This window comes from Kitasatospora purpeofusca (assembly GCF_036010405.1).
In the GTDB taxonomy this organism is placed as follows: Bacteria; Actinomycetota; Actinomycetes; order Streptomycetales; family Streptomycetaceae; genus Kitasatospora; species Kitasatospora purpeofusca.
The window spans coordinates 3,913,782-3,936,302 of record NZ_CP108561.1 but is presented as its reverse complement, the minus strand read 5'-3'; the positions used below and the strand labels follow the sequence as shown (position 1 = coordinate 3,936,302).

The window sequence follows — 22,521 nt, the reverse complement described above, 5'->3', positions numbered from 1 at the left end:
AAGCGGAGGTGCTGAAGGTGTCTGTTCCCGATCTCAGTCGCGTGAACTGGAGGAAGAGCACGTTCAGTGGAGAGACCGGGGACTGCGTCGAGGTTGCCGATGGGGCTCCCGGGGTGCTGCCCGTGCGTGACTCCAAGGATCCGCTGGGGCCTTCTCTCGTCTTCACCTATGAGGCATGGGGAGCGTTTGTCACCGCTGTGCGTGCGGGGGAGTTCGGCGTCGGAGGCTGAACGTTCTTTCTCGGTCGGCCCGCGTCCTAGGACGCGGGCCGACTTTCCTTCGACTTCGTCCAGAGTCAGCGCGCCGCGGCGCGCTGGAGGGCGCTGGCGAGGAGGGCGAGGTCGGTGGGGCCGTTGCCCAACTCACGAACCGGGCGCCGCGCCGGTGGGGCGCCGAGCTGGAGCGGGTCTACGGCGACGACGGTGGGTCGCAGGGTGGCGGTGCGCGGGATGCGGCCGCTGATACGGGCGGTCTGGAACGCGGTGACGCCGCCGTCTGGCAGTCGCAGGTAGCCGCGGCCCGGAGTCGAATCCGGCAGGGCCGCGGCGTCGCCGAGGTGGATCAGCAGATCGGAGTCGGCCGGATCGTCCGTCCGCAGCGCGATCCGCAGCAGCGCGGCGTCGTCGACCTCGGTGCCGGTGGTCTCCTCCGGGCGCCCGGTGGTCACCGCGAGGTGGATGCCGAGCGGCCCGCCGCGGCGGGCGACGGCGGCCAGGGCCCGGGCGAGCGGCCGGCCGGCCGGGGAGGTCGGGGCGAGGAGGGCGTCGTAGTCGTCGACGACGACGACCAGCCGGGGCGGGCAGGGCCCGGCACCCCCCGCCGCCGGGGCGACCGGGGCCTCGGGGCTGCGCGGCTGGATGATGCGCGGGGTGCTCGCCGCCGACGGGGCGCCGACGGTTGCGGGGACCGGTACGGGCTCCCCGTCGAGGATGCGGGCCGCGTGCCAGGAGGCGAAGTCCAGGCCGTCGAACAGCCGCTCCCGCATCGAGAGCTCGTCCTCCAGCGCCTCGGCGGCGAGCAGTGCGCCGCGCGGGTCGTCGTCGGCGTTCACCAGGCCCGTGACGTGCGGGAGTTCGGTGCAGCCGGCGAGCCCGTCCTCGGTGGCCCGGCCCTCGACGACGGTGACGGCGAGGCGTTCGGGCCGCTCGGAGACGGCGAGCGAGGCGATCAGGGTGCGCAGCAGCTCGGTCTTGCCGGAGCCGCGCGCGCCGCCGATCAGCAGGTGCGGGCCGCCCGGGTCGGGGGAGGGGAGGGTGAGCTCGGGGTCGGCGAGGTCGAGCACGCACAGCTCGTCGCGGGTGGTGCCGAGCAGCGCGGTGGCGGCGCCGATGCCGCCGGCGTGGGCGTCCCAGCGGGCGGAGAGCTTGGCCGGGGTGACGGTGTCCAGCTGGAGCAGGTCGAGCAGGCGCAGCGCGTCCGGCAGCGGCCCCCGGTTGGCCGGGGTGGCCTCTCGCAGTGGCGCGAGGACCCGGGCGAGGCGCTCGGCCCAGGCGTCGGAGACGGCGTCCAGGGAGATCTCGTGCAGGGTCTCCCGGCCGCGGGCGACCGGGCCCGGGCGGTCGAGCGACAGCTGGGTGCCGACCTCGCCGGTGATCAGCGCGGTGGCGCCGAGGCCGCGCGGCAGCAGCTCGGGCTGCTCGGCGAGGCAGACGGGGAAGATGCCGACCGCCGGCCCCTGCCGCAGCAGCAGGTCGAGGGCCTGCCGGGCGGCCGGGGCGGCCGGGCGGCCGTCGACCACGACCACGGTGGCGGGGTGGCCGCCGAGGCCGACCGGGCCGCTGAGCCGGGTGGTGAGCTCGGTGAGCCGGGCGGCGGCCTGCTCGTCGTCGAGGCCGAGCAGCAGTCGGCAGTCCTGGCCCTCGACGGGCCGCAGGTGGGGCAGCCACAGGGCCCAGGCCCAGGTGTCGACGCGGTCCTGCGGGGTGCGCGCCGGGTCGGCGTCGACCACCACCAGGCTGAGCCCGGTCGGCGGGTGCAGGGCCGCGAGCTGGGCGACGACGGCGCGGGTCAGCGCGTCCAGCCGCTCGCGCGGGCCGCTGAGGCCGAGGCTGCCGGCGGTCTGCAGGTCGAGGGTGACCGGGACGGCGGGGAGCACGGTGCCGGGCGAGGTGCCGGGGCCGCCGGGCCGGTCGGCGGTGCCGAGCCGCAGGGTGAGCGCGTCGGGGTGGCCGGGGCCGCGCTCCCAGAGCCGGGGCCCGCGGCCGAGCGCGTTGAGCAGCAGGGTGGCGAGGTCGGGCCAGCGCTCGCGCTGGGCGGCGGCCTGCCGGGTGCGGACGGCGGCGTGGTGGCGCTCGGCGCTCTCCTCGGGCGGTTCGGCGGCGGAGCGGCCGAGCCGGAGCGAGAGCAGGCCCCGGCCGCGCCCGGTGGGCTGCTCGGGCGCGCTGGGCGGCTCGGTGACCGGCGGGGCGGGCCGGGCCGGGGCGGGGGCGGCGAGCTGGAGGTGGCCGTGGCCGTCGGGGAGCGCTGCGCGGGCGGGCGAACCGGAGCCGTCCCGGGTGTCGGGAACGGTCACCCGCAGGGTGGTCTCGCCGAGCCGCAGCAGGCCGGTGCCGTCGAGCGGGACGGCCTCCTCCGGTGCTCCCGGCGGGACGATCCGCCCGTCCACGGTGGTGCCGTTGGTGGAGCCGAGGTCGCGGACGGTGACCGTGCCGTCCTCGGCGAGGTGCAGGGCGAGGTGCAGCCGCGAGACGTCGGGGTCGTCGACCGGGACGTCGGCCTCGCCGGAGCGGCCGACCCGGATCTCCCGGCCGTGCAGCCGGTGCACGCCGCCGGCGTCGGGGCCGCCGACGACGCGGAGTTCGGCGGCGGCGGGGGTGTCGTCGGGGTCGTCGGCGGTCGGGTCCGGCTCGTTGAGGGAGAGGACGGCGCCGTCGAGCAGCGGGGGGTGGCCGAGCAGGGTGTGCTCGTCCACCCGGCGCGCCCCGGCGTAGAGGTGCACATGGGTGGCGGCCCGCGGCCCGCGCACGCCGACGGCGCCCGCGAGCGCCCCCGCGAGGGAGCCGAGCGCGGTGCCCACGGGTGCGGTGACCAGCACGTCCACGTAGGGGATGGCGGTGCCGGCGACTGCCGGGCCGCTGCGCGGTCGGAGGACGGTCAGCCGGATCTGCATCTCGCCCGCGGTCCCTTCTACTGGTGTGGCGCCGTTGTGCCGCTGCCCGGGGCCGCCGCGGGGGAGCGGGGGGTGGCCGCGACACCGGTTGGGCCACAAGAGTGGCGAGTGTCATCCTGCCATCCGTCACGGACAGTCCGCGCACGGTACCGGATTTGACGATCTTGCGATCATCGCCATGTTTGCGGGCGACGGAGAGTCAGGTCAACCGGTGCCCGGAAAGGCAGGCCCGGCGGCCCCGGTGGAACCGCCGGCGGGCCCTGCGGGTCTTCCCGTAGGGGATGTCCCCCAACCCGGGCGAACGCCCTGCCGGTCGCCCCAAAAACGTGAACGAGCCCCGTTAGAGTGGCCGGAAACACGGGCCCGGCAGGCTCACCGCACCGGCGGAGGAGCCGCCCGCGCGGGCGGCACGGCGAGGAGTGCGACAGGTGCGGCCAGTCGGGAGCAAGTATCTGCTGGAGGAGACCCTCGGACGAGGGGCCACCGGCACCGTCTGGCGCGGCCGGGTCCGCGCCGACGTCGAAGTCCCCGGTACCGCGCCCGGGCAGTTGGTGGCGATCAAGATCCTGCGCGAGGAGCTCGCCGCCGACCCCGATGTCGTGATGCGGTTCCTGCGCGAGCGCTCGCTGCTGCTGCGGCTCACCCACCCGAACATCGTCAAGGTCCGCGACCTGGTCGTCGAGGGCGAGCTGCTGGCCCTGGTGATGGACCTCGTCGACGGCCCCGACCTGTCCCGCTACCTGCGCCAGAACGGGCCGTTCAGCCCGATCGCGGGCGCCCTGCTGATGGCCCAGGTCGCCGACGCGCTGGCCGCCAGCCACGCCGACGGCATCGTCCACCGCGACCTCAAGCCGGCCAATGTGCTGCTCGCCACCGCCGTCGTCGAGGGCACCGAGCAGATGCACCCGATGCTGACCGACTTCGGCATCGCCCGGCTCGCCGACTCCCCGGGCATCACCCGCAGCCACGAGTTCGTCGGCACCCCCGCCTATGTCGCGCCGGAGTCCGCCGAGGGCCGTCCGCAGACCTCCGCGGTGGACGTCTACGGCGCCGGGATCATGCTGTACGAGCTGGTCACCGGACGCCAGCCGTTCCAGGGCGACAACCCGCTGGCGATCCTCCAGGCGCACCTCGCCCAGGAGCCGCAGCGGCCGTCCACCATGCCCGAGCCGCTCTGGACGGTGATCGAGCGCTGCCTGCGCAAGGACCCGGCGCAGCGGCCCGGCGCGGTCTCGCTCTCCAGGGCGCTGCGGGTGGTCGCGGCGGGGGTGGGCGTGCACGCCTCCCCGGCGGCGGTGGACGCGGCGCTGGCCGTGGGCGCGCTGCTCGTGCCCGACCCGCAGCCGACCGTCGTGCCGAGCAACGCGGACGCCGCGGGCCAGGGCCCGCTGGGCGGTCCGGGCGCGGCCGGTCCGCCGTTCGGCGCCGAGGACCGCACTCAGGTGCTCCCGGCCGGCCAGGCCGCCCCCGGTCAGCCCCAGGGGTACGACCCGGCGGCGGCCACCCGGGTGATGGGCACCCAGCCGCCCCCGTACGACCCCGCGGCCGCGACCCGGGTGATGCCGCCCGCCGCGGTGCCGCCGCCCCCGCCCGGTCCGCCGCAGGCCGACGCGCCGCACCCGTGGCAGTCCCAGCTGAGGGCCGCCCGGGACCGCAACCAGCAGACCGAGATCGGCTACTTCGAGCCCGAGGACTTCGAGGCCCCGCCGGTCGCCCCGCCGCCCTTCCAGGCCGGGCAGGGCCACCAGCAGCAGGGCCACCAGGGCTACCAGCAGCAGCCGGGACACCCCCAGCAGCCGGGGTACCGACCGCCGCAGGGCTACCAGCAGGGCTACCCGCAGCAGGGCCAGCAGCCCGGCCAGCAGCCCCAGGGCTACCCGCAGCAGGGCCAGCAGCCGGGCCGGCCGCCCCAGGGCGGCGGCCAGCACCAGGCCCCGCCCGGCTACGCACAGCGCCCGCCGGTCGCCCCGCCGCCGTACCGGAGCGGGCCGGGCGGGCAGCCGCCCGGCGGTGGACGCCCGCAGCCGCCCGCCGGCTACAACCAGCCTTCGCAGCAGGGCCAGGGCCAGCCGTACGGGCAGCAGCCGCCGGCCCCCGCGCCCCCGCAGCCGGCCCCGCGCCGGGCGGCCGCGGCCCCCGCCGCTCCGCAGCGCCGGGCCGAGCCGCCCGCGCCGCAGCACCGCGAGCCCCCGCAGCGCCGCGACGAGCCGCCGCGCGAGGCGCCCCGCGAGACGCCGCGCCACGAGCCGCGCCCGCGCAGCCGCAACCGGATGTACATCCCGGGTCTGGGCTGCCTCAAGGGCTGCCTGATGGTGCTGCTGGTGCTGGCGGTGGCCGCGGTGGCGCTCTGGAACTTCACCCCGCTCCCCGAGTACTGGGCCAACGTCCAGGACTGGTTCACCAGCGCGAAGGACTGGGTGACCGACGTCTTCGACTCGAAGAAATGACGGTGCCGCGGTGACGGCGGGGCGGCGCCGGGGTCCGGCACCGGCTCCGGTCGGCGGAATTGACGTTTTGTCGACAATCCCCGGGAATTCTTGCCGTTTCCCGCCCGCCGAGCGGCCCCGGGCGGCCCGCGGAGGGTGTCCGGGCGCGTAGGTTGGTCGCTGTTGTCCCGCCCCATCGAGTGCACCGGACCAGCCCGGGGCGCTCCCGCCGCCCACGGAGCAGCATTGGCACGCAAGATCGGCAGCCGCTACACCGTCCACCAGGTGATCGGCCGGGGCTCGGCCGGGACGGTCTGGCTCGGCGAGGGCCCGGACGGCCCGGTCGCGGTCAAGCTGCTCCGCGAGGACCTGGCCGCCGACCAGGTGCTGGTCGGGCGCTTCGTCCAGGAACGCGCCGCGCTGACCAGCCTCGACCACCCCCGGGTGGTCGGCGTGCGCGACATGGTGGTGGACGGCAGCGACCTCGCCCTGGTGATGGAGCTCGTCCAGGGCACCGACCTCCGCTCCCGGCTGGAGCGCGACGGTGCGGTGCCCCCGCAGGCCGCCGCCTCGATCATCGCGGACGTCGCCGACGGCCTGGCCGCCGCCCACGCGGCCGGAATCGTGCACCGCGACGTCAAGCCGGAGAACGTCCTGCTCGACCTGTCCGCCGCCCCGGGGCCCGGCGGCGCCCCGCGGGCCAAGCTGACCGACTTCGGGGTGGCCCGGCTGGTCGACGCCCCCCGCCGCACCCGGGCCACCAGGATCATCGGCACCCCCGACTACCTCGCCCCCGAGATCATCGAGGGCCTGGAGCCGCGCGCCGCCGTCGACATCTACGCCCTCGCCACCGTGCTCTACGAACTGCTGGCCGGCTTCACCCCCTTCGGCGGCGGCCACACCGGGGCGGTGCTGCGCCGGCACGTCACCGAGCAGGTGCCGCCGATCCCCGGTCTGCCCGACGGCCTGTGGCGGATCATCGCCGAGTGCCTGGCCAAGGCCCCGGCCTCGCGGCTGCGCGCCGCCGAGCTGGCGGCCCGGCTGCGCGAGCAGCTGCCCGCCCTGGCCGGACTGCCGGTGCTGGCCGTCCCGCAGCAGGGCCGGGTGCCGGCCGAGGAGCAGCTGACCCCGGGCGAGGCGGTCTACGCGGAGGTGGACGCCGCTCCCGGCACCCACAAGCGCCGCCGCGGCCCGGCCGTCCCGCTGGTGCCGGGCGCCGCCCCCGACTCCACCCGGGACACCCACACCAGCCTGCGCCGCCCCTCCGCGCACGAGCTGGCCTCCTACGCGGCCGAGTCGCGGGCCCAGCGGACCACCCCGGGCACGGCCCACCGCCGCGACCGCCAGGCGCTGCTGCGCCGCCGCCGGATGCTGGCCGTACTGCTGGCCACGATCCTGCTGCTGGCCGGGGCCGCGGCGGCCTGGACCGCCTTCGCCGCGACCGCCCCGGACACCGGTCCCGGCCCGCGCCCGGCCACCTCCGCCACGGCTCCGCGGGCTCCCTGACCGGGGCCGTCCGCGTGCCGGGCGGTCGGCCCCGGGGCGCGCTCCGGGCCTCGGAGGCCCCCGGGGTCGTCATGTGCACCCCGGGAACCATTACCCTGGGGGCGTGGCAGCCGTCGATCCTTCCGAAGAGCTCAAGAACCTCGACACGACCCTGGGGTCGATCGAGGCCGTCCTCGACCTGGACAAGATCCGGGCCGACATCGCGGTCCTGGAGGAGGAGGCAGCGGCCCCCAGCCTGTGGGACGACGTCGCGAACGCGCAGAAGGTGACCAGCAGGCTCTCCTTCCTCCAGGGCGAACTGCGCCGGGTCGAGGGCCTCCGCGGCCGCTTGGACGACCTGGGCGTCCTGTTCGAGCTGGCCGAGGCCGAGAACGACGCGGACACCCGCGCCGAGGCCGAGGTCGAGCTGACGGCCGTCGCCAAGGCGGTCGAGGAGCTGGAGGTCCGCACCCTCCTGTCGGGCGAGTACGACGCCCGCGAGGCGCTGATCAACATCCGCGCCGAGGCCGGTGGCGTGGACGCCGCCGACTTCGCCGAGCAGCTGATGCGCATGTACCTGCGCTGGGCCGAGCGGCACGGGTACCCGACCGAGGTCTACGACACCTCGTACGCGGAGGAGGCCGGCATCAAGTCCGCGACCTTCACCGTGAAGGCGCCCTACGCCTACGGCACCCTCTCGGTCGAGCAGGGCACCCACCGACTGGTCCGCATCTCGCCGTTCGACAACCAGGGCCGCCGGCAGACCTCGTTCGCCGGTGTCGAGGTGCTCCCGGTCGTCGAGCAGTCCGACCACGTCGACATCGACGAGTCGGAGCTGCGCATCGACGTCTACCGCGCCTCCGGCCCCGGCGGCCAGGGCGTCAACACCACCGACTCGGCGGTGCGCATCACGCACATCCCGACCGGTGTGGTCGTCTCCTGCCAGAACGAGCGCTCGCAGATCCAGAACAAGGCGTCCGCGATGAACGTCCTCCAGGCCAAGCTGCTGGAGCGGCGCCGTCAGGAGGAGCGCGCCGCGATGGACGCGCTCAAGGACAGCGGCAGCTCCTGGGGCAACCAGATGCGCTCCTACGTGCTGCACCCGTACCAGATGGTCAAGGACGTCCGGACCGCGTTCGAGGCCGGCAACCCGCAGGCGGTGCTGGACGGCGACATCGACGGCTTCATCGAGGCCGGCATCCGCTGGCGCAAGCAGCGCGAGACCGCCGCGCAGTAGTCGACAGCAGTGGACGTACGGGGAAGGCCCCGACCGGAGTTCCGGTCGGGGCCTTCCCCGTACGTCTGTGTACCGCCGGTACCTTCCTCAGGCCAGTGCCTGCCGCGCGAGCAGCACCACCGCGAGCAGCCCGGCCAGGACGGCCAGCAGCATCGCGGGGGAGAGCGCGGCGAACGGACCCTGCTGCTCCTGCAGCCTGGCCCGGGTGGCCCGGCAGGCAGGGCAGCGGCCGTCGCTGACGCGGCCGTTGCAGTTGGCGCACACCAGATGGTCGCAGGTCATGCGATCTCCTCCTCGCTGCTACTGCCAACGCACCGGAGCGGGCCTTGGTTCCTTGTTGTGCCCTGTGCGGCGGAGCGGTCGGGCCCGACCGCAACCTCCACTCTGCCAGGTTCCGGCCGTTCCGGCCCCCGGGCTGTGAGATGGCTCCCAATTTTCAGGGCATAACCGGGCATTCTCCCCCAGTTTTCTGCCGCTGTCACTCCCCGAACCTGCGGGCCGGGCGGGGCTTCGCGTATGGTCCCAAGCCGGGAGCGGCCGTTCCGTTCCCCTCGCCCGCCCCGGGCCGGGCATGCCGAGGGGCGGACCGACCGAGGATTGGCGCCGCCTAGGATGGCCTCCGTGATGCAGCCGTGATCAGATTCGACAACGTCTCCAAGACCTATCCCAAGCAGAACCGTCCCGCCCTGGACAACGTCTCGCTGGAGATCGAGAAGGGTGAGTTCGTCTTCCTGGTCGGCTCGTCCGGCTCGGGCAAGTCCACCTTCCTGCGGCTGTGCCTGCGCGAGGAGCGGCCCAGCACCGGCGAGGTGCACGTCCTGGGCAAGGACCTGGGCAAGCTGTCCAACTGGAAGGTGCCGCACATGCGCCGCCAGCTGGGCACCGTCTTCCAGGACTTCCGGCTGCTGCCGAACAAGACGGTCGCGCAGAACGTCGCGTTCGCCCTGGAGGTCATCGGGAAGCCGAAGAGCGCCATCGGCAAGGTGGTGCCCGAGGTGCTCGACCTGGTCGGCCTCGGCGGCAAGGAGGACCGGATGCCCGGCGAGCTGTCCGGTGGTGAGCAGCAGCGCGTCGCGATCGCCCGGGCGTTCGTCAACCGCCCGATGCTGCTGATCGCGGACGAGCCCACCGGAAACCTCGACCCGCAGAACTCGGTCGGCATCATGAAGCTGCTCGACCGCATCAACCGCACCGGCACCACGGTGCTGATGGCCACCCACGACCAGGCCATCGTCGACCAGATGCGCAAGCGCGTCATCGAGCTCGACAAGGGGCTGCTGGTCCGCGACCAGGCCCGCGGCGTCTACGGGTACCAGCACTGACCGTTCGGCGCTGAACCCGTGGGCCGTCCGCCCGCCTCCTCCGACCAGCAGTACCGACCCTGGAGTTGTTGAACGCATGCGCGCCCAGTTCGTCCTGTCGGAGATCGGTGTGGGTCTCCGCCGCAACCTGACGATGACCATCGCGGTCGTCGTCAGTGTCGCGCTCTCCCTCGCCCTCGCCGGTGCCTCCCTCCTGGTCCGCGACCAGGTCAACTCCATGAAGGGGTACTGGTACGACAAGGTCGAGGTGAGCATCTACTTCTGCACCAAGGCCGACGCCCGGAACTCGCCCCAGTGCGACAAGGGCGCGGCCACGGACCAGCAGATCGCCGACATCAAGACCCAGCTGGACAAGATGGACTCGGTGGTCCAGACCTCGACCTTCGAGAACTCCACCGAGGCGTACAAGCACTGGAAGGAGATGAACCCGGACAACCCGCTCATCTCCGTCCTCGGCCCGGACGCCATCCCGCAGTCCTGGCGGGTCAAGCTGAAGGACCCGACCAAGTACGACGTCATCCAGAGCGCCTTCGCCGGCAAGCCCGGCGTGAAGTCGGTCGAGGACCAGCGGAAGATCCTGGAGAACCTCTTCGGCCTGCTGAACGGCCTCCAGACGGCGGCCTTCGTGATCATGGTGCTGATGCTCTTCGTCGCCCTGCTGCTGATCGTCAACACCGTCCGGGTGTCGGCGTTCAGCAGGCGGCGCGAGACCGGCATCATGCGCCTGGTCGGCGCCTCCAACTTCTATGTGCAGATGCCGTTCATCGCGGAGGCCGCGTTCTCCGCGCTGCTCGGTGCGGTGATGGCCTCCGGCCTGCTGCTCGGCGGGCACTTCTTCGTCCAGAACTGGCTGGCCGAGCGGGTGCAGTTCATCCACTTCATCGGCCTCTCCTCGGTGCTCGCGGTGATACCGCTGCTGGTCGTGGTGGGTATGGGCATGGCCGGCATCGCGGCCTTCTTCACCCTCCGCAAGTACCTGAAGGTCTGACCGGACAGCGCTCCGGACGACCGGGCGGCCCCGGACGGCACTGCGCCGTCCGGGGCCGCCCGCGTTCCGTCGCCGTCGGATGAGGCCCGCCCGCTCGGATGCTGCGCCTAGACTCCGGTGCCATGCCCGTCTCTCCCCGTGCGACCCGTCAGGCGGCCACCCTCGGCCTGGTGTTCGGCGCGGTCCTGCTGGCCGGGGCCGCCACCGGCGCCTGGGGCGAGCCCGGCGCGGCGGCGCGCCCGCCGTCGGTGGACACCGCCCAGGCCGTCGCCGCGCCCGTCGGGGCCGGGCAGGACCCGGCCGGCGCGGACCTCTCCGAGCAGCAGGCCGAGCATCTGATCGGCGCCACCGGGGACCGCTGGGGCGCGTACTACAGCGCCCAGGAGTACGCCGAGTTCAGCCAGGGCCTGGACGGCCGCTACCTGGGCGTGGGCCTGTCGGTCGGCCGGGGCGAGGACGGCGTCACCACCGTCTCCCAGGTGCTGCCCGCCGGACCGGCGGCCGCCGCCGGGATCGCGGTCGGCGACCGGTTGCTGCGGATCGGCGAGGACGAGGCCGACCGGCTGCCGGTCACCGAGGTGGTCGCCCGGCTGCGCGGACGCGAGGGCGCCGAACGGCAGGCGGGCTCCGAAGTGGTGCTGGAGCTGCGGCGCGGCGAGGGCGAGGTCCGCGAGGTCCGGCTGCGCCGGGCGCTGCTGGACAGCCAGCAGGTGACCGTCGAGCACCTGGCCGGCGGTGTGGTGCGGATCGCCGTCCGGGCCTTCACCTCCGGCGTGGCCGAGCAGGTGCGCGCCGCCGTGCGCGGCGCGCGCGCCGGGGTGGTGCTCGATCTGCGCGGCAACTCCGGCGGACTGGTCGAGGAGGCCGTCGGCACCGCCGGGGTCTTCCTGGACGGCGGCCCGGTCGGCTCCTACCAGGACCGCGGCGGCACCCGCGAGCTCACCGCCCCGCCCGGCGGCGACCAGCGCACCCCGCTGGTCGTGCTGGTGGACGGCGGCACCATGAGCGCGGCCGAACTGCTCACCGGCGCCCTCCAGGACCGGGGCCGGGCCGTGGTGGCCGGCACCAGGACCTTCGGCAAGGGCACCGTGCAGCAGCCCAGCCGGCTCGCCGACGGCGCTGTGCTGGAACTCACCGTCGGCCGCTACTACACCCCGGCCGGCCGCTCCCCGGAGGGCGCCGGGCTGGCCCCGGACGTCCCGGCGGGCGCCGCGGAGGACGCGGACGCGCTCGCCCTGCGGGTGCTCGCCGGTCTCGGCAGCCGCACGTAAAGGGGCTGCTGGAAGACGGCCGGAGGTGCGAGAATGACGGCGCTATGGCAAAGGAAACCGGACACAAGCTGGTCGCGCAGAACAAGAAGGCGCGACACGAGTACACCATCCTCGACACCTACGAGTGCGGCCTCGTGCTCACCGGGACCGAGGTGAAGTCACTGCGCGAGGGGCGGGCGAACCTGGTAGACGGCTACGCCTACATCCAGAACCACGAGGCCTGGATCGACAACGTCTTCATCCCCGAGTACACCCAGGGGACGTGGACCAACCACGCGGCCCGGCGCAAGCGCAAGCTGCTGCTGCACCGGATGGAGATCCAGAAGATCGAGGCGAAGGTCCGCGACGCCGGCCACACCCTCGTCCCGCTCTCGCTGTACTTCAAGGACGGCCGGGTGAAGCTCGAACTGGCCCTCGCGGTCGGCAAGAAGCTGTACGACAAGCGGCAGACCCTGCGCGAGAAGCAGGACACCCGCGAGACGGCACGCGCCGTGGCGGCCGCCCGGCGACGCCAGAGTTAATCGGCTGGACCCCCGCTGGTCGCCTCGCGTAGGATGGCGTCAGCAACAAGGACGGTCACCGTCCGAGCTGTTTCTCAAAAAAACATGGGGATGATCGGTTTCGACAGGGGATGTTGAAACAGGGGAAGCGAGCCGAGGAACGCGGCAATGATCTCGTTAACCACGTGTCGCAAAAAAATAATCGCCAACTCTAAGCGCGATTCCCAGCAGTTCGCTCTCGCTGCCTAATTAAGCAACGATAGCGCTTGGGTGTCAGACCGGGGAGTTCCCGACCCGGACCCTGGCATAATCTAGGGAACTCAACCGTCCGCCCGGGCTGCGAGGGTGGATGGGAAATCAAACAGCAGCTGGGCCTGTTGGCGGCTTGTCCGTGTGACTGCCAGGGCCGAGAAAAACACAGCGGACTGCGCTCGGAGAAGCCCTGAATTAGCACCACTGGACCCGGGTTCGATTCCCGGCATCTCCACCACCCCATGTTCACAGTGAAGGCCGTCCTCCGCGTTGCGGAGGGCGGCCTTCACGTTTCCCCCGGCCTGGGCGTAGGATCGTTCGTCCGCTCGTATCCCGGAGCGGGATTCCGCCGCAACCACCGAGGCCATGCAGAGCAACACGGACACCACTGTCACCGACCACGAGACCCTGCGCGCGCGCGAGATCGCCGGTGAGCAAGGCCACCTCGACAACGTCTACCACCGTCTGGAGGAGAAGCTCGCCGAGGCCGAGTACATCCTCGAGGACGCCGCCAAGCGGGTGCACGTCGGTACTCCGGGCGCGCTCGCCGAGCGCGATGCCCAGGTGTACCGGGCCGGCGCGCACCTCCAGCGGCTCAACAACGAGTTCGAGGACTTCCTGTTCGGCCGGGTCGACCTCCAGCAGGCCGACGCCCCGGAGGAGCACGGGATCCCCTCGAACACCCCGCTCGACCCCGCCGATCCGGTCGTCGCCGAGACCCTGCACATCGGCCGGCTCGGCGTCCTGGACGCCGAGTTCGGCCCGCTGGTGATCGACTGGCGGGCACCGGCCGCCGCGCCGTTCTACCGGTCCACCCCGCTGGAGCCCGGCCGGGTCCTCCGGCGCCGGGTGATCCGCTCCAAGGGCCGCAAGGTGATCGGGGTGGAGGACGACCTGCTCCGCCCCGACCTCACCCCCACCCTGGACGGCGAGGAACTGCCGGTGGTCGGCGACGGCGCGCTGATGGCCTCGCTCGGACGCGCCCGCAGCCACACGATGCGCGACATCGTCTCCTCCATCCAGAAGGAGCAGGACGAGGTCATCCGCGCCCCCGCGGCCGGGGCCACCCTGGTCACCGGCGGCCCCGGCACCGGAAAGACCGCCGTCGCGCTGCACCGCGCCGCCTTCCTGCTCTACCAGGACCGCCGCCGGTACGCCGGGGGCATCCTGGTGGTCTCGCCGACCCCGCTGCTGGTCTCCTACACCGAGGGCGTGCTGCCCTCGCTCGGCGAGGAGGGCCAGGTCGCCATCCGCGCGGTCGGCTCGCTGGTCGACGGCATCGAGGCCGGGACCTACGACACCCCGCGGGCGGCCCGGATCAAGGGCTCGGCCCGGATGGTCCAGCTGCTGCGCCGGGCGGCCCGGGCCGCCCTGGAGCTGCGCGCCCCGCAGGAGCTCAAGGTGGTCGCCCGCGGCGAGGTGCTGCGGCTGGACGCGGGCCGGCTCAGGACCGTGCGCGGCAACGTCGTCGGCTCCGGCGGCACCCCGCTCAACCTGCTCCGCCCGCGCGCCCGCCGGCTGCTGCTGGACGCGCTCTGGCAGGAGGCCGTCCGCGACCTGCCCAGGCCGGCCGACCACTACGCCCGCGAGCGGCGGCAGGAGGAGAAGGAGTCCTTCGACGAGTACGTCTCGGACGAGGCGCCGTTCCTGGCCTTCCTGGACGCCTGGTGGCCCGCGGTCACCCCGCGCCGGGTGCTGGGCACCCTGAAGCAGTCCCGGCACACCAACCGGATCGCCCGGGGCGCGGTCACGCCGGAGGAGTCGAAGGTGCTGGCCGCCTCCTGGCGGCACCTGTCCGAGCACGGCGAGGGCGAGCTGTCGGCGCACGACGTGGCGCTGGTGGACGAGCTGCAGCTGCTGCTCGGCGAGCCGGCCAGGCCGAAGTACCGCGAGGTCGACGCGGCCGACCTGCTGACCGGCCTGGACGAGGTCACCACCTTCGCCGACCGCAACGCCCGGCAGCGGGAGCGGGTGCCGGTCGAGCGCACCGAGTACGCCCATGTGATCGTGGACGAGTCCCAGGACCTCACCCCGATGCAGTGGCGGATGATCGGCCGTCGGGCCCGGATGGCCACCTGGACCATCGTCGGCGACCCGGCGCAGTCCTCCTGGCCGTTCCCGCAGGAGGCCCAGGCCGCGCTGGACGAGGTGCTGTCCGGCAAGCCGCGCCGCCGCTACACGCTGACCGTGAACTACCGGAACCCGGCCGAGATCGCCGAGGTGGCGGCCAAGGTGCTGGCGCTGGCCGCGCCGGGCACCCCGTCGCCGAGCGCGGTGCGGCACGTGGGCGTCGAGCCGAGGTTCGCGGCCGTCACCGACCCCTCGCCGGAGGTCTTCGGCGCGGCCGCCCGGGCCGAGCTGGAACTGCTGCTGGGCAAGGTGGACGGCACGGTGGCCCTGGTGGTGCCGATGGACCGGCGGGCCGAGGCCGGCCGCTGGGCCGAGGGGCTGGGCGAGCGGGTGGTGACACTGGGCAGCCTGGAGGCCAAGGGCCTGGAGTACGACGCGACCGTGGTGGCCGACCCGACCGGGATCGCCGGCGAGTCGGAGGCGGGTCTGCGGGTGCTGTACGTGGCGCTCACCCGGGCGACCCAGCGGCTGACCGTGCTGTCCGGGCCGGACGACCTGCCCGACGCGGCCGGGACGCCCGCGCTGCTGCGCGGCTGAGGGCGCCGCCGTCCGCCCGCCCGGGCGTCTGACGGAGTGTGACGGCCGGCCCGCCCGGACCGGCCGTCACCGGGCCGCCGGACCCCTGCGCGGGGACGGCGGCGGAGCACCGTGACGGAGCACGAAGAAGGCCCCTCACCCGGTGGGTGAGGGGCCTTCAGAAGCTACGACACCGACCCGCCATGCTCGCCTCGCGGCAAGTGGTCCCTCGAAGGGACGAAGGTTGGGCCCGGGGGCTTGGATCGAGCCGGTGTCCCGTCCAATGTAACGCATCGGGCGCCGGAGGCAAGAAGTTGTCGGGTCCGCACACTCAATGAACGTTATTTCTGACTGTGCCCTGGTAGGTGCGACGATCGAGGTCTAGCATGCGCAGGCGAGGGAATTCAACAGTTTGTTGAACTCGCGGACGGACAGACGGAAGAAGGAACGTCGATGGCGACGGTGCCCAGTGTCTCCAACTCGATCACGGTACGGCTGGAGGTCCCGGCCACGGGCAACGCCGTCAGCGCGATCACCACGGCCGTGGAGTCCTCCGGCGGCTCGGTGACCGGCCTCGACGTCACGGCCTCCGGCCTGGAGGCGCTCCGGATCGACGTGACCGTGGCGGCCAGCTCGGTGGCGCACGGCGAGGAGATCGTCGAGAAGCTCCGGACGATCGACGGTGTCACGATCGGCAAGGTCTCGGACCGCACCTTCCTGATGCACCTCGGCGGCAAGATCGAGATGTCCTCGAAGCTGCCGATCCGCAACCGTGACGACCTCTCGATGATCTACACCCCGGGTGTCGCCCGGGTCTGCATGGCGATCGCCGAGAACCCCGAGGACGCCCGCCGCCTCACCATCAAGCGCAACAGCGTCGCCGTGGTCACCGACGGCTCCGCGGTGCTGGGCCTGGGGAACATCGGCCCGGCCGCCGCGCTGCCGGTCATGGAGGGCAAGGCGGCCCTGTTCAAGCGTTTCGCCGGCATTGACGCCTGGCCGATCTGCCTGGACACCCAGGACACCGACGAGATCGTTGCCATCGTCAAGGCGATCGCCCCGGGCTTCGCCGGCATCAACCTGGAGGACATCTCCGCGCCGCGCTGCTTCGAGATCGAGGCCCGGCTGCGCGAGGCCCTCGACATCCCGGTCTTCCACGACGACCAGCACGGCACCGCGATCGTGGTGCTGGCGGCGCTGATGAACGCGCTCAAGGTGGTCGGCAAGGAGATCTCCCGGATCCGCGTGGTGATGTCGGGCGCCGGCGCCGCCGGCACCGCGATCCTCAAGCTGCTGATGGCTGCGGGCGTCGAGCACGCCACCGTCGCGGACGTGCGGGGCGTGGTCCACCAGGGCCGCGACGACCTCAACGACAACCTGCGCTGGATCGCCGACCACACCAACCGCTCGGGCCGCACCGGGAGCCTCAAGGAGGCCGTGGCGGACGCCGACGTCTTCATCGGCGTCTCGGCCCCGAACCTGCTGGACGGCGAGGACCTGGCCACCATGGCCGGGGACGCGATCGTCTTCGCGCTGGCCAACCCGGACCCGGAGGTCGATCCGGCGGTGGCCCGGCAGACCGCCGCGGTGGTCGCCACCGGCCGCAGCGACTTCCCGAACCAGATCAACAACGTGCTGGTCTTCCCGGGCGTCTTTCGCGGCCTGCTGGACGCGCAGAGCCGTACCGTCAACACGGAGATGATGATCGCCGCCGCCCGGGCGCTGGCCGCCACCGTCGCGGACGACGAGCTCAACCCGAACTACATCATCCCCAGCGTGTTCCACAAGGACGTGGCCAAGACCGTGGCCGCCGCCGTCCGGGACGCCGCCCTGGCCGCCACCACGGAGGCGCCCGCGCCCTCGCGCCCGACCCCGGGCATCGTCGGCACGCTCGACACCGCGTCCTTCCCCGCTGTGCGGCTCTGACCTCGGAATCCGTCGACGGGCCCCTGCGCCGGGCCCGGCATCCGGCTTCCGCGGCGGTGCCCGCACGGTGACGTGGATCGATCAAATGACCGATTAGCGGTCGTACCCGCCCATTCCCGCCCCGAACCCTTGCGACACAAGGGCGAGGGGCGTGTTTGGGCTTGTCGGACCTAGGGCGTACGGTAGCCCTGCACGGGGCAGGCGTGTCCGACAAGTACGGAACGTCCCCCTGGTCTTCCGGCGCGTCGTCCCGACCGCCGCCCGCGCCCGGTCCGCCGGAGCCGACGGAGCGTCACACCTCCGGCGGGCGGGCGCTGTTCGGGTCGTGCCGCCGGGGCCCGATTGGCTTTCTCGGGGCCGGTCGGGGCAGGATTCGTATCCGGGCAGGCAGGCGGGCCTTCGAAGGCACGGCGCGCGGCACTGGGTGCGGACCCGGCTCGCGACCACGCATTGCCTGCATGAGCACAGTGTGCGGACCCGCGGCCCGTCCGGGTGCCTCCCGGTGGGAGTTCCGACGGGCCCCGGCACACCGCAAGCGAACAGACCACAGGAGTACACATGAACCGCAGTGAGCTGGTGGCCGCGCTGTCCGAGCGCGCCGAGGTGACCCGCAAGGACGCCGACGCCGTTCTGGCCGCCTTCGCCGAGATCGTCGGCGAGGTCGTCGCCAAGGGCGACGAGAAGGTCACCATCCCCGGTTTCCTGACCTTCGAGCGCACCCACCGCGCGGCCCGCACCGCCCGCAACCCGCAGACCGGCGAGCCGATCCAGATCCCCGAGGGCTACAGCGCCAAGGTGAGCGCCGGCTCCAAGCTGAAGGAAGCCGCCAAGGGCGTCTGAACAACCCCTTGAACGGCCGGAGGCCGGGTCCCCCTCGTGGGGACCCGGCCTCCCGCCGTTGTCCGGCGGCCCCGGAGGGCCGCCGGACGCACCGGTCAGGCGTCGATGAGCTCGGCGCTCGGCTCCCCGGCGGCCACCGGGGGCAGCTCGCTCGGCAGCTCGACGTGGGCGCCGAGGTCGCGGAGCTTGTCCATGAAGTTCTCGTAGCCCCGGTTGATCAGGTCGATGCCGTGCACGGTCGAGGTGCCCTCGGCTGCCAGCGCCGCGATCAGGTACGAGAAGCCTCCGCGCAGGTCCGGGATGACCAGCTCGGAGCCCATCAGCTTGGACGGGCCGGAGACCACCGCGGAGTGCTGGAAGTTCCGGGCGCCGAAGCGGCACGGGGTCGCGCCCAGGCACTCGCTGTAGAGCTGGATGTGCGCGCCCATCTGGTTCAGCGCGCCGGTGAAGCCCAGCCGCGACTCGTACACCGTCTCGTGGACGATGGACAGACCGGTCGCCTGGGTCAGCGCGACGACCAGCGGCTGCTGCCAGTCGGTCTGGAAGCCGGGGTGCACGTCGGTCTCCAGGGCGATCGCCTTGAGCTCGCCGCCCGAGTGCCAGAAGCGGATGCCCTCGTCGTCCACCTCGAAGGCGCCGCCGACCTTCCGGAAGGTGTTGAGGAAGGTCATCATCTCCAGCTGGCGGGCGCCGCGGACGTAGATGTCGCCCTTGGTGGCCAGCGCGGCGCAGGCCCAGGAGGCGGCCTCCAGCCGGTCCGGCAGCGCCCGGTGGTTATAGCCGCCCAGCTCGTCGACACCGGTGATGAGAATGGTGCGGTCGGTGCCCAGGGTGATGATCGCGCCCATCTTCTGCAGCACGCAGATCAGGTCGACGATCTCCGGCTCGATGGCCGCGTTGCGCAGCTCGGTGACGCCCTCGGCGAGGACGGCGGTGAGCAGCACCTGCTCGGTCGCGCCGACCGAGGGGTAGGGCAGCTCGATCCTGGTGCCGCGCAGCCGCTGCTGGGCGACCAGGTAGGTGCCCTGCGGGTGCTTCTCGATGGTGGCACCGAACTGGCGCAGCACCTCGAAGTGGAAGTCGACCGGACGGCCGCCGATGTCGCAGCCGCCCAGGCCCGGGATGAAGGCGTGGCCGAGGCGGTGCAGCAGCGGGCCGCAGAAGAGGATCGGGATGCGCGAGGAGCCGGCGTGCGCGTCGATGTCGGCGACGTTGGCGCTCTCCACGTGCGAGGGGTCGAGGATCAGCTCGCCGTCCTCGTCGCCGGTGCGCACGGTCACGCCGTGGAGCTGCAGCAGGCCGCGGACCACCTTGACGTCGCGGATGTCCGGGACGTTGCGCAGTCTGCTGGGGCCCTGGCCGAGCAGGGCCGCGACCATGGCCTTGGGGACCAGGTTCTTCGCACCGCGGACGCGGATCTCGCCTTCGAGCGGGTTTCCGCCGTGGACCAGCAGGACGTCGTCGGTCATCGTTCTCGCAATCCGGGGTGCCAGAGGAGTGGGGCGGGCTCGGCGACGAGCCAGTCGGTGGAGCGTTTCACGGGCGCGTCGGGCCCCCGGTGTGACCGAGTCGGCACCGTGGAGGGGCGTCCACCATCAGTAGATGGTAGTGGTCGTGCCGATGGTTCCTGTGAGCCTCTCCCGTGATGGTGCTCTCCCCGGGCCCGGGGAGCGCGCCGGTGCGTCCGTACGGGTGTTCGTGGCGGGCGGGCCCGGGTAGGGCCGGGTGGCCGCAAGGGTCGCCGTTTCGGGTGCCGCCGCCGGGGGTTCTGCGGGATCATGTGAGGCATGACGGCGGCCCATTCGCACGGAGGCCGGTCCCACACCGGCCGTCTGCTCGTCGCGACGCCCGTGCTCACCGACCCGAACTTCGCTCGGGCGGTGGTGCTCCTCCTCGACCACGACGCCGAGGGGGCGCTCGGTGTCGTGCTGAACCGGCCGACGCCGGTCGAGGTCAGCAGCGTGCTGAACGGCTGGGGGGTGCTGGTCGGCCTGCCCGCGGTGGTGTTCCAGGGCGGTCCGGTGGCGCTGGACTCGGCGCTCGGCCTGGCGGTGGCGCCGGGGGAGCCGGGCACCGGGGAGCCGCTCGGCTGGCGCCGGGTGCACGGCGCGATCGGCCTGGTGGACCTGGAGGCGCCGCCCGAGGTGCTGGCCGGGGAGCTCGGGGCGCTGCGGATCTTCGCCGGATACGCCGGGTGGGCGCCCGGGCAGCTGGAGTCGGAGATCTCCACCGGTGCCTGGTACCTGGTGGACTGCGAGCCCGGGGACATCTCCAGCCCGGAGCCGGAGCGGCTGTGGCGGGCGGTGCTGCGGCGCCAGCGCGGGCCGCTGGCGCTGCTGGCGACCTATCCGGACGATCCGACCCTGAACTGAATCCGGCCCGGAATCGAAGGGGCGCCGTCACGGCGGCGCCGCGACACTGGCCCGCTTCTCCGGGGCGCCCATAGACTTGGCACTCATGAGCACTCTTGAGCCCGAGCGCGGCCTCGGCACCGGCACCCTGGTCGAGCCCGTCCCGCAGGTGTCCCACGGGGACGGCGACCACGAGCGCTTCGCGCACTACGTCCAGAAGGACAAGATCATGGAGAGCGCGCTCTCCGGGTCCCCCGTGGTGGCGCTCTGCGGCAAGGTGTGGGTGCCCGGCCGCGACCCGAAGAAGTACCCGGTCTGTCCGATGTGCAAGGAGATCTACGACGGCATCGGCAAGCCGCAGGACGGGGACGGCGACAAGGGCAAGTAGCCCGCGTCCCCCGTTCCGCACACCACCGTTTTGCATGGTGCCGCGTTTCCCGAGTGGTCTATGCCACTGGTCGGGGTCGGGGCAGGATGGCGCAATGGACCTCATCCCTGCCCCCGTGAGTTCCGTCCGTCTCCCGGACCAGGACTTCCCGCTCGACCGGACGACCACCCTGACCGCGCCGCCCGAGCTGGCCGGGGCCGAACGGTGGCTGCGTTCCTCGCTGACCGCCGCCACCGGCCTGCCGCTCGCCCCGGGGCGGCCCGGCGAGGGCGTCGAACTGCTCCTCGACGCGGCGCTCGCCGGTGAGGCGTACCGGCTCTCGGTGCGCCCCGGCCACGCGGTGATCGCCGCCGGCGGTCCGGCCGGCGCGCTCTGGGGCGCCCAGACGCTGCGCCGGCTGCTCGGCCCGGACGCCTACCGGCGCGCGCCGCTGCGCCCGTCCGACTGGGTGCTGCCCGGCGTCGACCTCGCGGACGAGCCGAGGTTCGGCTGGCGCGGGGCGCTGCTGGACGTCGCCCGGCACTTCCTGCCCAAGTCCGACGTGCTGCGCTTCGTCGACCAGCTGTCCGCGCACAAGCTCAATGTGCTGCACCTGCACCTGACCGACGACCAGGGCTGGCGGGTGGAGATCAAGCGCTACCCCGGGCTCACCGAGCGGGCGTCCTGGCGCGAGCGCTCGATGGTCGGCTACCGGTCCGCCGACCGCCGCGACGACCGCCCGCACGGCGGCTTCTACACCCAGGACGACCTGCGCGAGATCGTCGCCTACGCGGCCGAGCGGGCCGTCACGGTGGTGCCCGAGATCGACCTGCCGGGCCACACCCAGGCCGCCGTGGCCGCCTACCCCGAGCTGGGCAACACCGATGTGGTGGACACCGGGGCGGTCGGGGTGTGGACCGACTGGGGGGTCACCGAGAACGTGCTCAACCCCTCCGAGGCCACCCTGCGGTTCTTCGAGGGCGTGCTGGAGGAGGTCCTGGAGATCTTCCCGTCCGAGTTCGTCCACCTCGGCGGCGACGAGTGCCCGAAGGAGCAGTGGAAGGCCAGCGCGGCCGCGCAGGCGCGGATCCGCGAGCTGGGCCTGAGCAACGAGGACGAGCTGCAGAGCCACATCATCCGGCACTTCGACCGCTGGCTGGCCGAGCGCGGCCGCCGGCTGATCGGCTGGGACGAGATCCTGGAGGGCGGCCTCGCCCCGGGTGCCGCGGTGTCCTCCTGGCGCGGCTACAGCGGCGGGATCGCCGCCGCGCAGGCCGGGCACGACGTGGTGATGTGCCCCGAGCAGCACGTCTACCTGGACCACCGGCAGGCGGCGGGGGAGCGGGAGCCGATCCCGGTCGGCTTCGTGCGCACCCTGGAGGACGTCTACCGGTTCGAGCCGGTGCCGGCCCAGCTCGACGAGGAGGCGGCGCGGCGGGTGATCGGCACCCAGGCGAACCTGTGGAGCGAGTTCATGGACAGCGCCCGGGACATCGACTACCGGGCCTTCCCCCGGCTCGCGGCCTTCGCCGAGGTCGCCTGGTCCGCGCTGCCCGCGGACCCGGCCGCCCGCGACTACGCCGGCTTCGAACAGCGGCTGGCCGGCCATCTGGAGGTGCTGGACGCGCTCGGCGTCGAGTACCGCCCGGCCGGCGGGCCGCACCCGTGGCAGACCAGGCCGGGAGTGGTGGGCCGGCCGATCGACGGACCCCCGCCGGCGGTCTGAACCCGACGGCCGCGGGAACTTCCGGGCGGTCGTCGGACGTCAAGAACAGATGAACATCCGTCCCGGTCCGAACCG

17 protein-coding genes and 1 other RNA gene are annotated in these 22,521 nt (G+C 73.3%); 15 read left to right on the top strand and 3 right to left on the bottom strand.

What is annotated here, in order from left to right:
• Nucleotides 1–8 precede the first annotated feature (8 nt).
• A complete protein-coding gene (locus OG715_RS17260) occupies nt 9–230 on the top strand; it encodes a DUF397 domain-containing protein (RefSeq protein WP_266269684.1) in 222 nt (73 codons plus the stop codon).
• A gap of 65 nt (nt 231–295) precedes the next feature.
• Here OG715_RS17260 and OG715_RS17255 read toward each other — a convergent pair whose 3' ends face one another.
• Nucleotides 296–3,109, bottom strand: a complete 2,814-nt coding sequence (locus tag OG715_RS17255) for an FtsK/SpoIIIE domain-containing protein (protein WP_266269682.1) — start codon at nt 3,107–3,109, stop codon at nt 296–298.
• Nucleotides 3,110–3,537: 428 nt separating this feature from the next.
• Between OG715_RS17255 and OG715_RS17250 the strand changes: the two genes are divergently transcribed.
• The 3 genes from OG715_RS17250 (at nt 3,538) to prfB (ending at nt 8,257) form a co-directional block, all read left to right on the top strand.
• The gene (locus OG715_RS17250; protein WP_266269681.1) at nt 3,538–5,556 is read left to right on the top strand and encodes a serine/threonine-protein kinase; all 2,019 of its coding nucleotides are present in this window, start codon (nt 3,538–3,540) and stop codon (nt 5,554–5,556) included.
• Nucleotides 5,557–5,781: 225 nt separating this feature from the next.
• Nucleotides 5,782–7,041, top strand: coding sequence for a serine/threonine-protein kinase (locus tag OG715_RS17245; RefSeq protein WP_266269680.1), 1,260 nt, complete (start codon nt 5,782–5,784; stop codon nt 7,039–7,041).
• 103 nt (nt 7,042–7,144) lie between these two features.
• Nucleotides 7,145–8,257, top strand: a complete 1,113-nt coding sequence (gene prfB / locus OG715_RS17240; RefSeq protein ID WP_266269679.1) for a peptide chain release factor 2 — start codon at nt 7,145–7,147, stop codon at nt 8,255–8,257.
• Nucleotides 8,258–8,344: 87 nt separating this feature from the next.
• Here the strand turns inward: prfB and OG715_RS17235 are convergent, their stop codons facing one another.
• Nucleotides 8,345–8,539 carry a hypothetical protein gene (locus tag OG715_RS17235; RefSeq protein ID WP_030394281.1) on the bottom strand — a complete coding sequence of 65 codons (195 nt, stop codon included), beginning with the start codon at nt 8,537–8,539 and terminating at the stop codon, nt 8,345–8,347.
• A 350-nt stretch (nt 8,540–8,889) separates the two neighbouring features.
• Between OG715_RS17235 and ftsE the strand changes: the two genes are divergently transcribed.
• The 8 genes from ftsE (at nt 8,890) to OG715_RS17195 (ending at nt 18,002) form a co-directional block, all read left to right on the top strand.
• Nucleotides 8,890–9,579: a cell division ATP-binding protein FtsE gene (gene ftsE / locus OG715_RS17230; RefSeq protein WP_030394280.1), complete on the top strand. Its 690-nt coding sequence runs from the start codon at nt 8,890–8,892 to the stop codon at nt 9,577–9,579.
• Nucleotides 9,580–9,655: 76 nt separating this feature from the next.
• The gene (gene ftsX / locus OG715_RS17225; protein ID WP_030394279.1) at nt 9,656–10,567 is read left to right on the top strand and encodes a permease-like cell division protein FtsX; all 912 of its coding nucleotides are present in this window, start codon (nt 9,656–9,658) and stop codon (nt 10,565–10,567) included.
• A gap of 122 nt (nt 10,568–10,689) precedes the next feature.
• Nucleotides 10,690–11,838, top strand: a complete 1,149-nt coding sequence (locus OG715_RS17220) for a S41 family peptidase (RefSeq protein ID WP_266269677.1) — start codon at nt 10,690–10,692, stop codon at nt 11,836–11,838.
• 44 nt (nt 11,839–11,882) lie between these two features.
• A complete protein-coding gene (smpB, locus tag OG715_RS17215) occupies nt 11,883–12,359 on the top strand; it encodes an SsrA-binding protein SmpB (protein ID WP_266269675.1) in 477 nt (158 codons plus the stop codon).
• 86 nt (nt 12,360–12,445) lie between these two features.
• Nucleotides 12,446–12,828, top strand: a transfer-messenger RNA (tmRNA) gene (ssrA, locus tag OG715_RS17210).
• 128 nt (nt 12,829–12,956) lie between these two features.
• Complete coding sequence (locus tag OG715_RS17205) at nt 12,957–15,257, top strand: HelD family protein (RefSeq protein WP_266269674.1); 2,301 nt, start codon at nt 12,957–12,959, stop codon at nt 15,255–15,257.
• 432 nt (nt 15,258–15,689) lie between these two features.
• Nucleotides 15,690–17,162, top strand: a complete 1,473-nt coding sequence (locus OG715_RS17200) for an NAD-dependent malic enzyme (RefSeq protein WP_266269673.1) — start codon at nt 15,690–15,692, stop codon at nt 17,160–17,162.
• A gap of 558 nt (nt 17,163–17,720) precedes the next feature.
• Nucleotides 17,721–18,002, top strand: coding sequence for an HU family DNA-binding protein (locus OG715_RS17195; RefSeq protein ID WP_045938702.1), 282 nt, complete (start codon nt 17,721–17,723; stop codon nt 18,000–18,002).
• Nucleotides 18,003–18,097: 95 nt separating this feature from the next.
• On the opposite strand, the gene murA is transcribed toward OG715_RS17195, so the two are convergent.
• Complete coding sequence (gene murA / locus OG715_RS17190) at nt 18,098–19,471, bottom strand: UDP-N-acetylglucosamine 1-carboxyvinyltransferase (RefSeq protein WP_266269672.1); 1,374 nt, start codon at nt 19,469–19,471, stop codon at nt 18,098–18,100.
• Nucleotides 19,472–19,789: 318 nt separating this feature from the next.
• On the opposite strand from murA, the gene OG715_RS17185 reads away from it, so the two are divergent.
• The 3 genes from OG715_RS17185 to OG715_RS17175 all read left to right on the top strand — a co-directional run bounded on the left by OG715_RS17185 (nt 19,790) and on the right by OG715_RS17175 (nt 22,446).
• Nucleotides 19,790–20,374: a YqgE/AlgH family protein gene (locus OG715_RS17185; RefSeq protein ID WP_266269671.1), complete on the top strand. Its 585-nt coding sequence runs from the start codon at nt 19,790–19,792 to the stop codon at nt 20,372–20,374.
• Between the two features lie 85 nt (nt 20,375–20,459).
• On the top strand, nt 20,460–20,741 hold the full coding sequence (locus OG715_RS17180; RefSeq protein WP_030394272.1) for a DUF3039 domain-containing protein: 282 nt from the start codon (nt 20,460–20,462) through the stop codon (nt 20,739–20,741).
• Nucleotides 20,742–20,835: 94 nt separating this feature from the next.
• Entirely contained in the window at nt 20,836–22,446 is a 1,611-nt protein-coding gene (locus OG715_RS17175) for a beta-N-acetylhexosaminidase (RefSeq protein ID WP_266269670.1), read from the top strand.
• The last annotated feature ends 75 nt before the right edge of the window (nt 22,447–22,521 follow it).

Coding starts and splice junctions, on each gene's coding strand:
- OG715_RS17255 (WP_266269682.1), bottom strand. CDS start 3,109: ATGCAGATCCGGCTGACCGTCCTCCGACCGCGCAGCGGCCCGGCAGTC.
- OG715_RS17185 (WP_266269671.1), top strand. CDS start 19,790: ATGACGGCGGCCCATTCGCACGGAGGCCGGTCCCACACCGGCCGTCTG.
- OG715_RS17220 (WP_266269677.1), top strand. CDS start 10,690: ATGCCCGTCTCTCCCCGTGCGACCCGTCAGGCGGCCACCCTCGGCCTG.
- ftsX (WP_030394279.1), top strand. CDS start 9,656: ATGCGCGCCCAGTTCGTCCTGTCGGAGATCGGTGTGGGTCTCCGCCGC.
- murA (WP_266269672.1), bottom strand. CDS start 19,471: ATGACCGACGACGTCCTGCTGGTCCACGGCGGAAACCCGCTCGAAGGC.
- OG715_RS17200 (WP_266269673.1), top strand. CDS start 15,690: ATGGCGACGGTGCCCAGTGTCTCCAACTCGATCACGGTACGGCTGGAG.
- smpB (WP_266269675.1), top strand. CDS start 11,883: ATGGCAAAGGAAACCGGACACAAGCTGGTCGCGCAGAACAAGAAGGCG.
- OG715_RS17180 (WP_030394272.1), top strand. CDS start 20,460: ATGAGCACTCTTGAGCCCGAGCGCGGCCTCGGCACCGGCACCCTGGTC.
- OG715_RS17205 (WP_266269674.1), top strand. CDS start 12,957: ATGCAGAGCAACACGGACACCACTGTCACCGACCACGAGACCCTGCGC.
- OG715_RS17235 (WP_030394281.1), bottom strand. CDS start 8,539: ATGACCTGCGACCATCTGGTGTGCGCCAACTGCAACGGCCGCGTCAGC.
- OG715_RS17175 (WP_266269670.1), top strand. CDS start 20,836: ATGGACCTCATCCCTGCCCCCGTGAGTTCCGTCCGTCTCCCGGACCAG.
- OG715_RS17195 (WP_045938702.1), top strand. CDS start 17,721: ATGAACCGCAGTGAGCTGGTGGCCGCGCTGTCCGAGCGCGCCGAGGTG.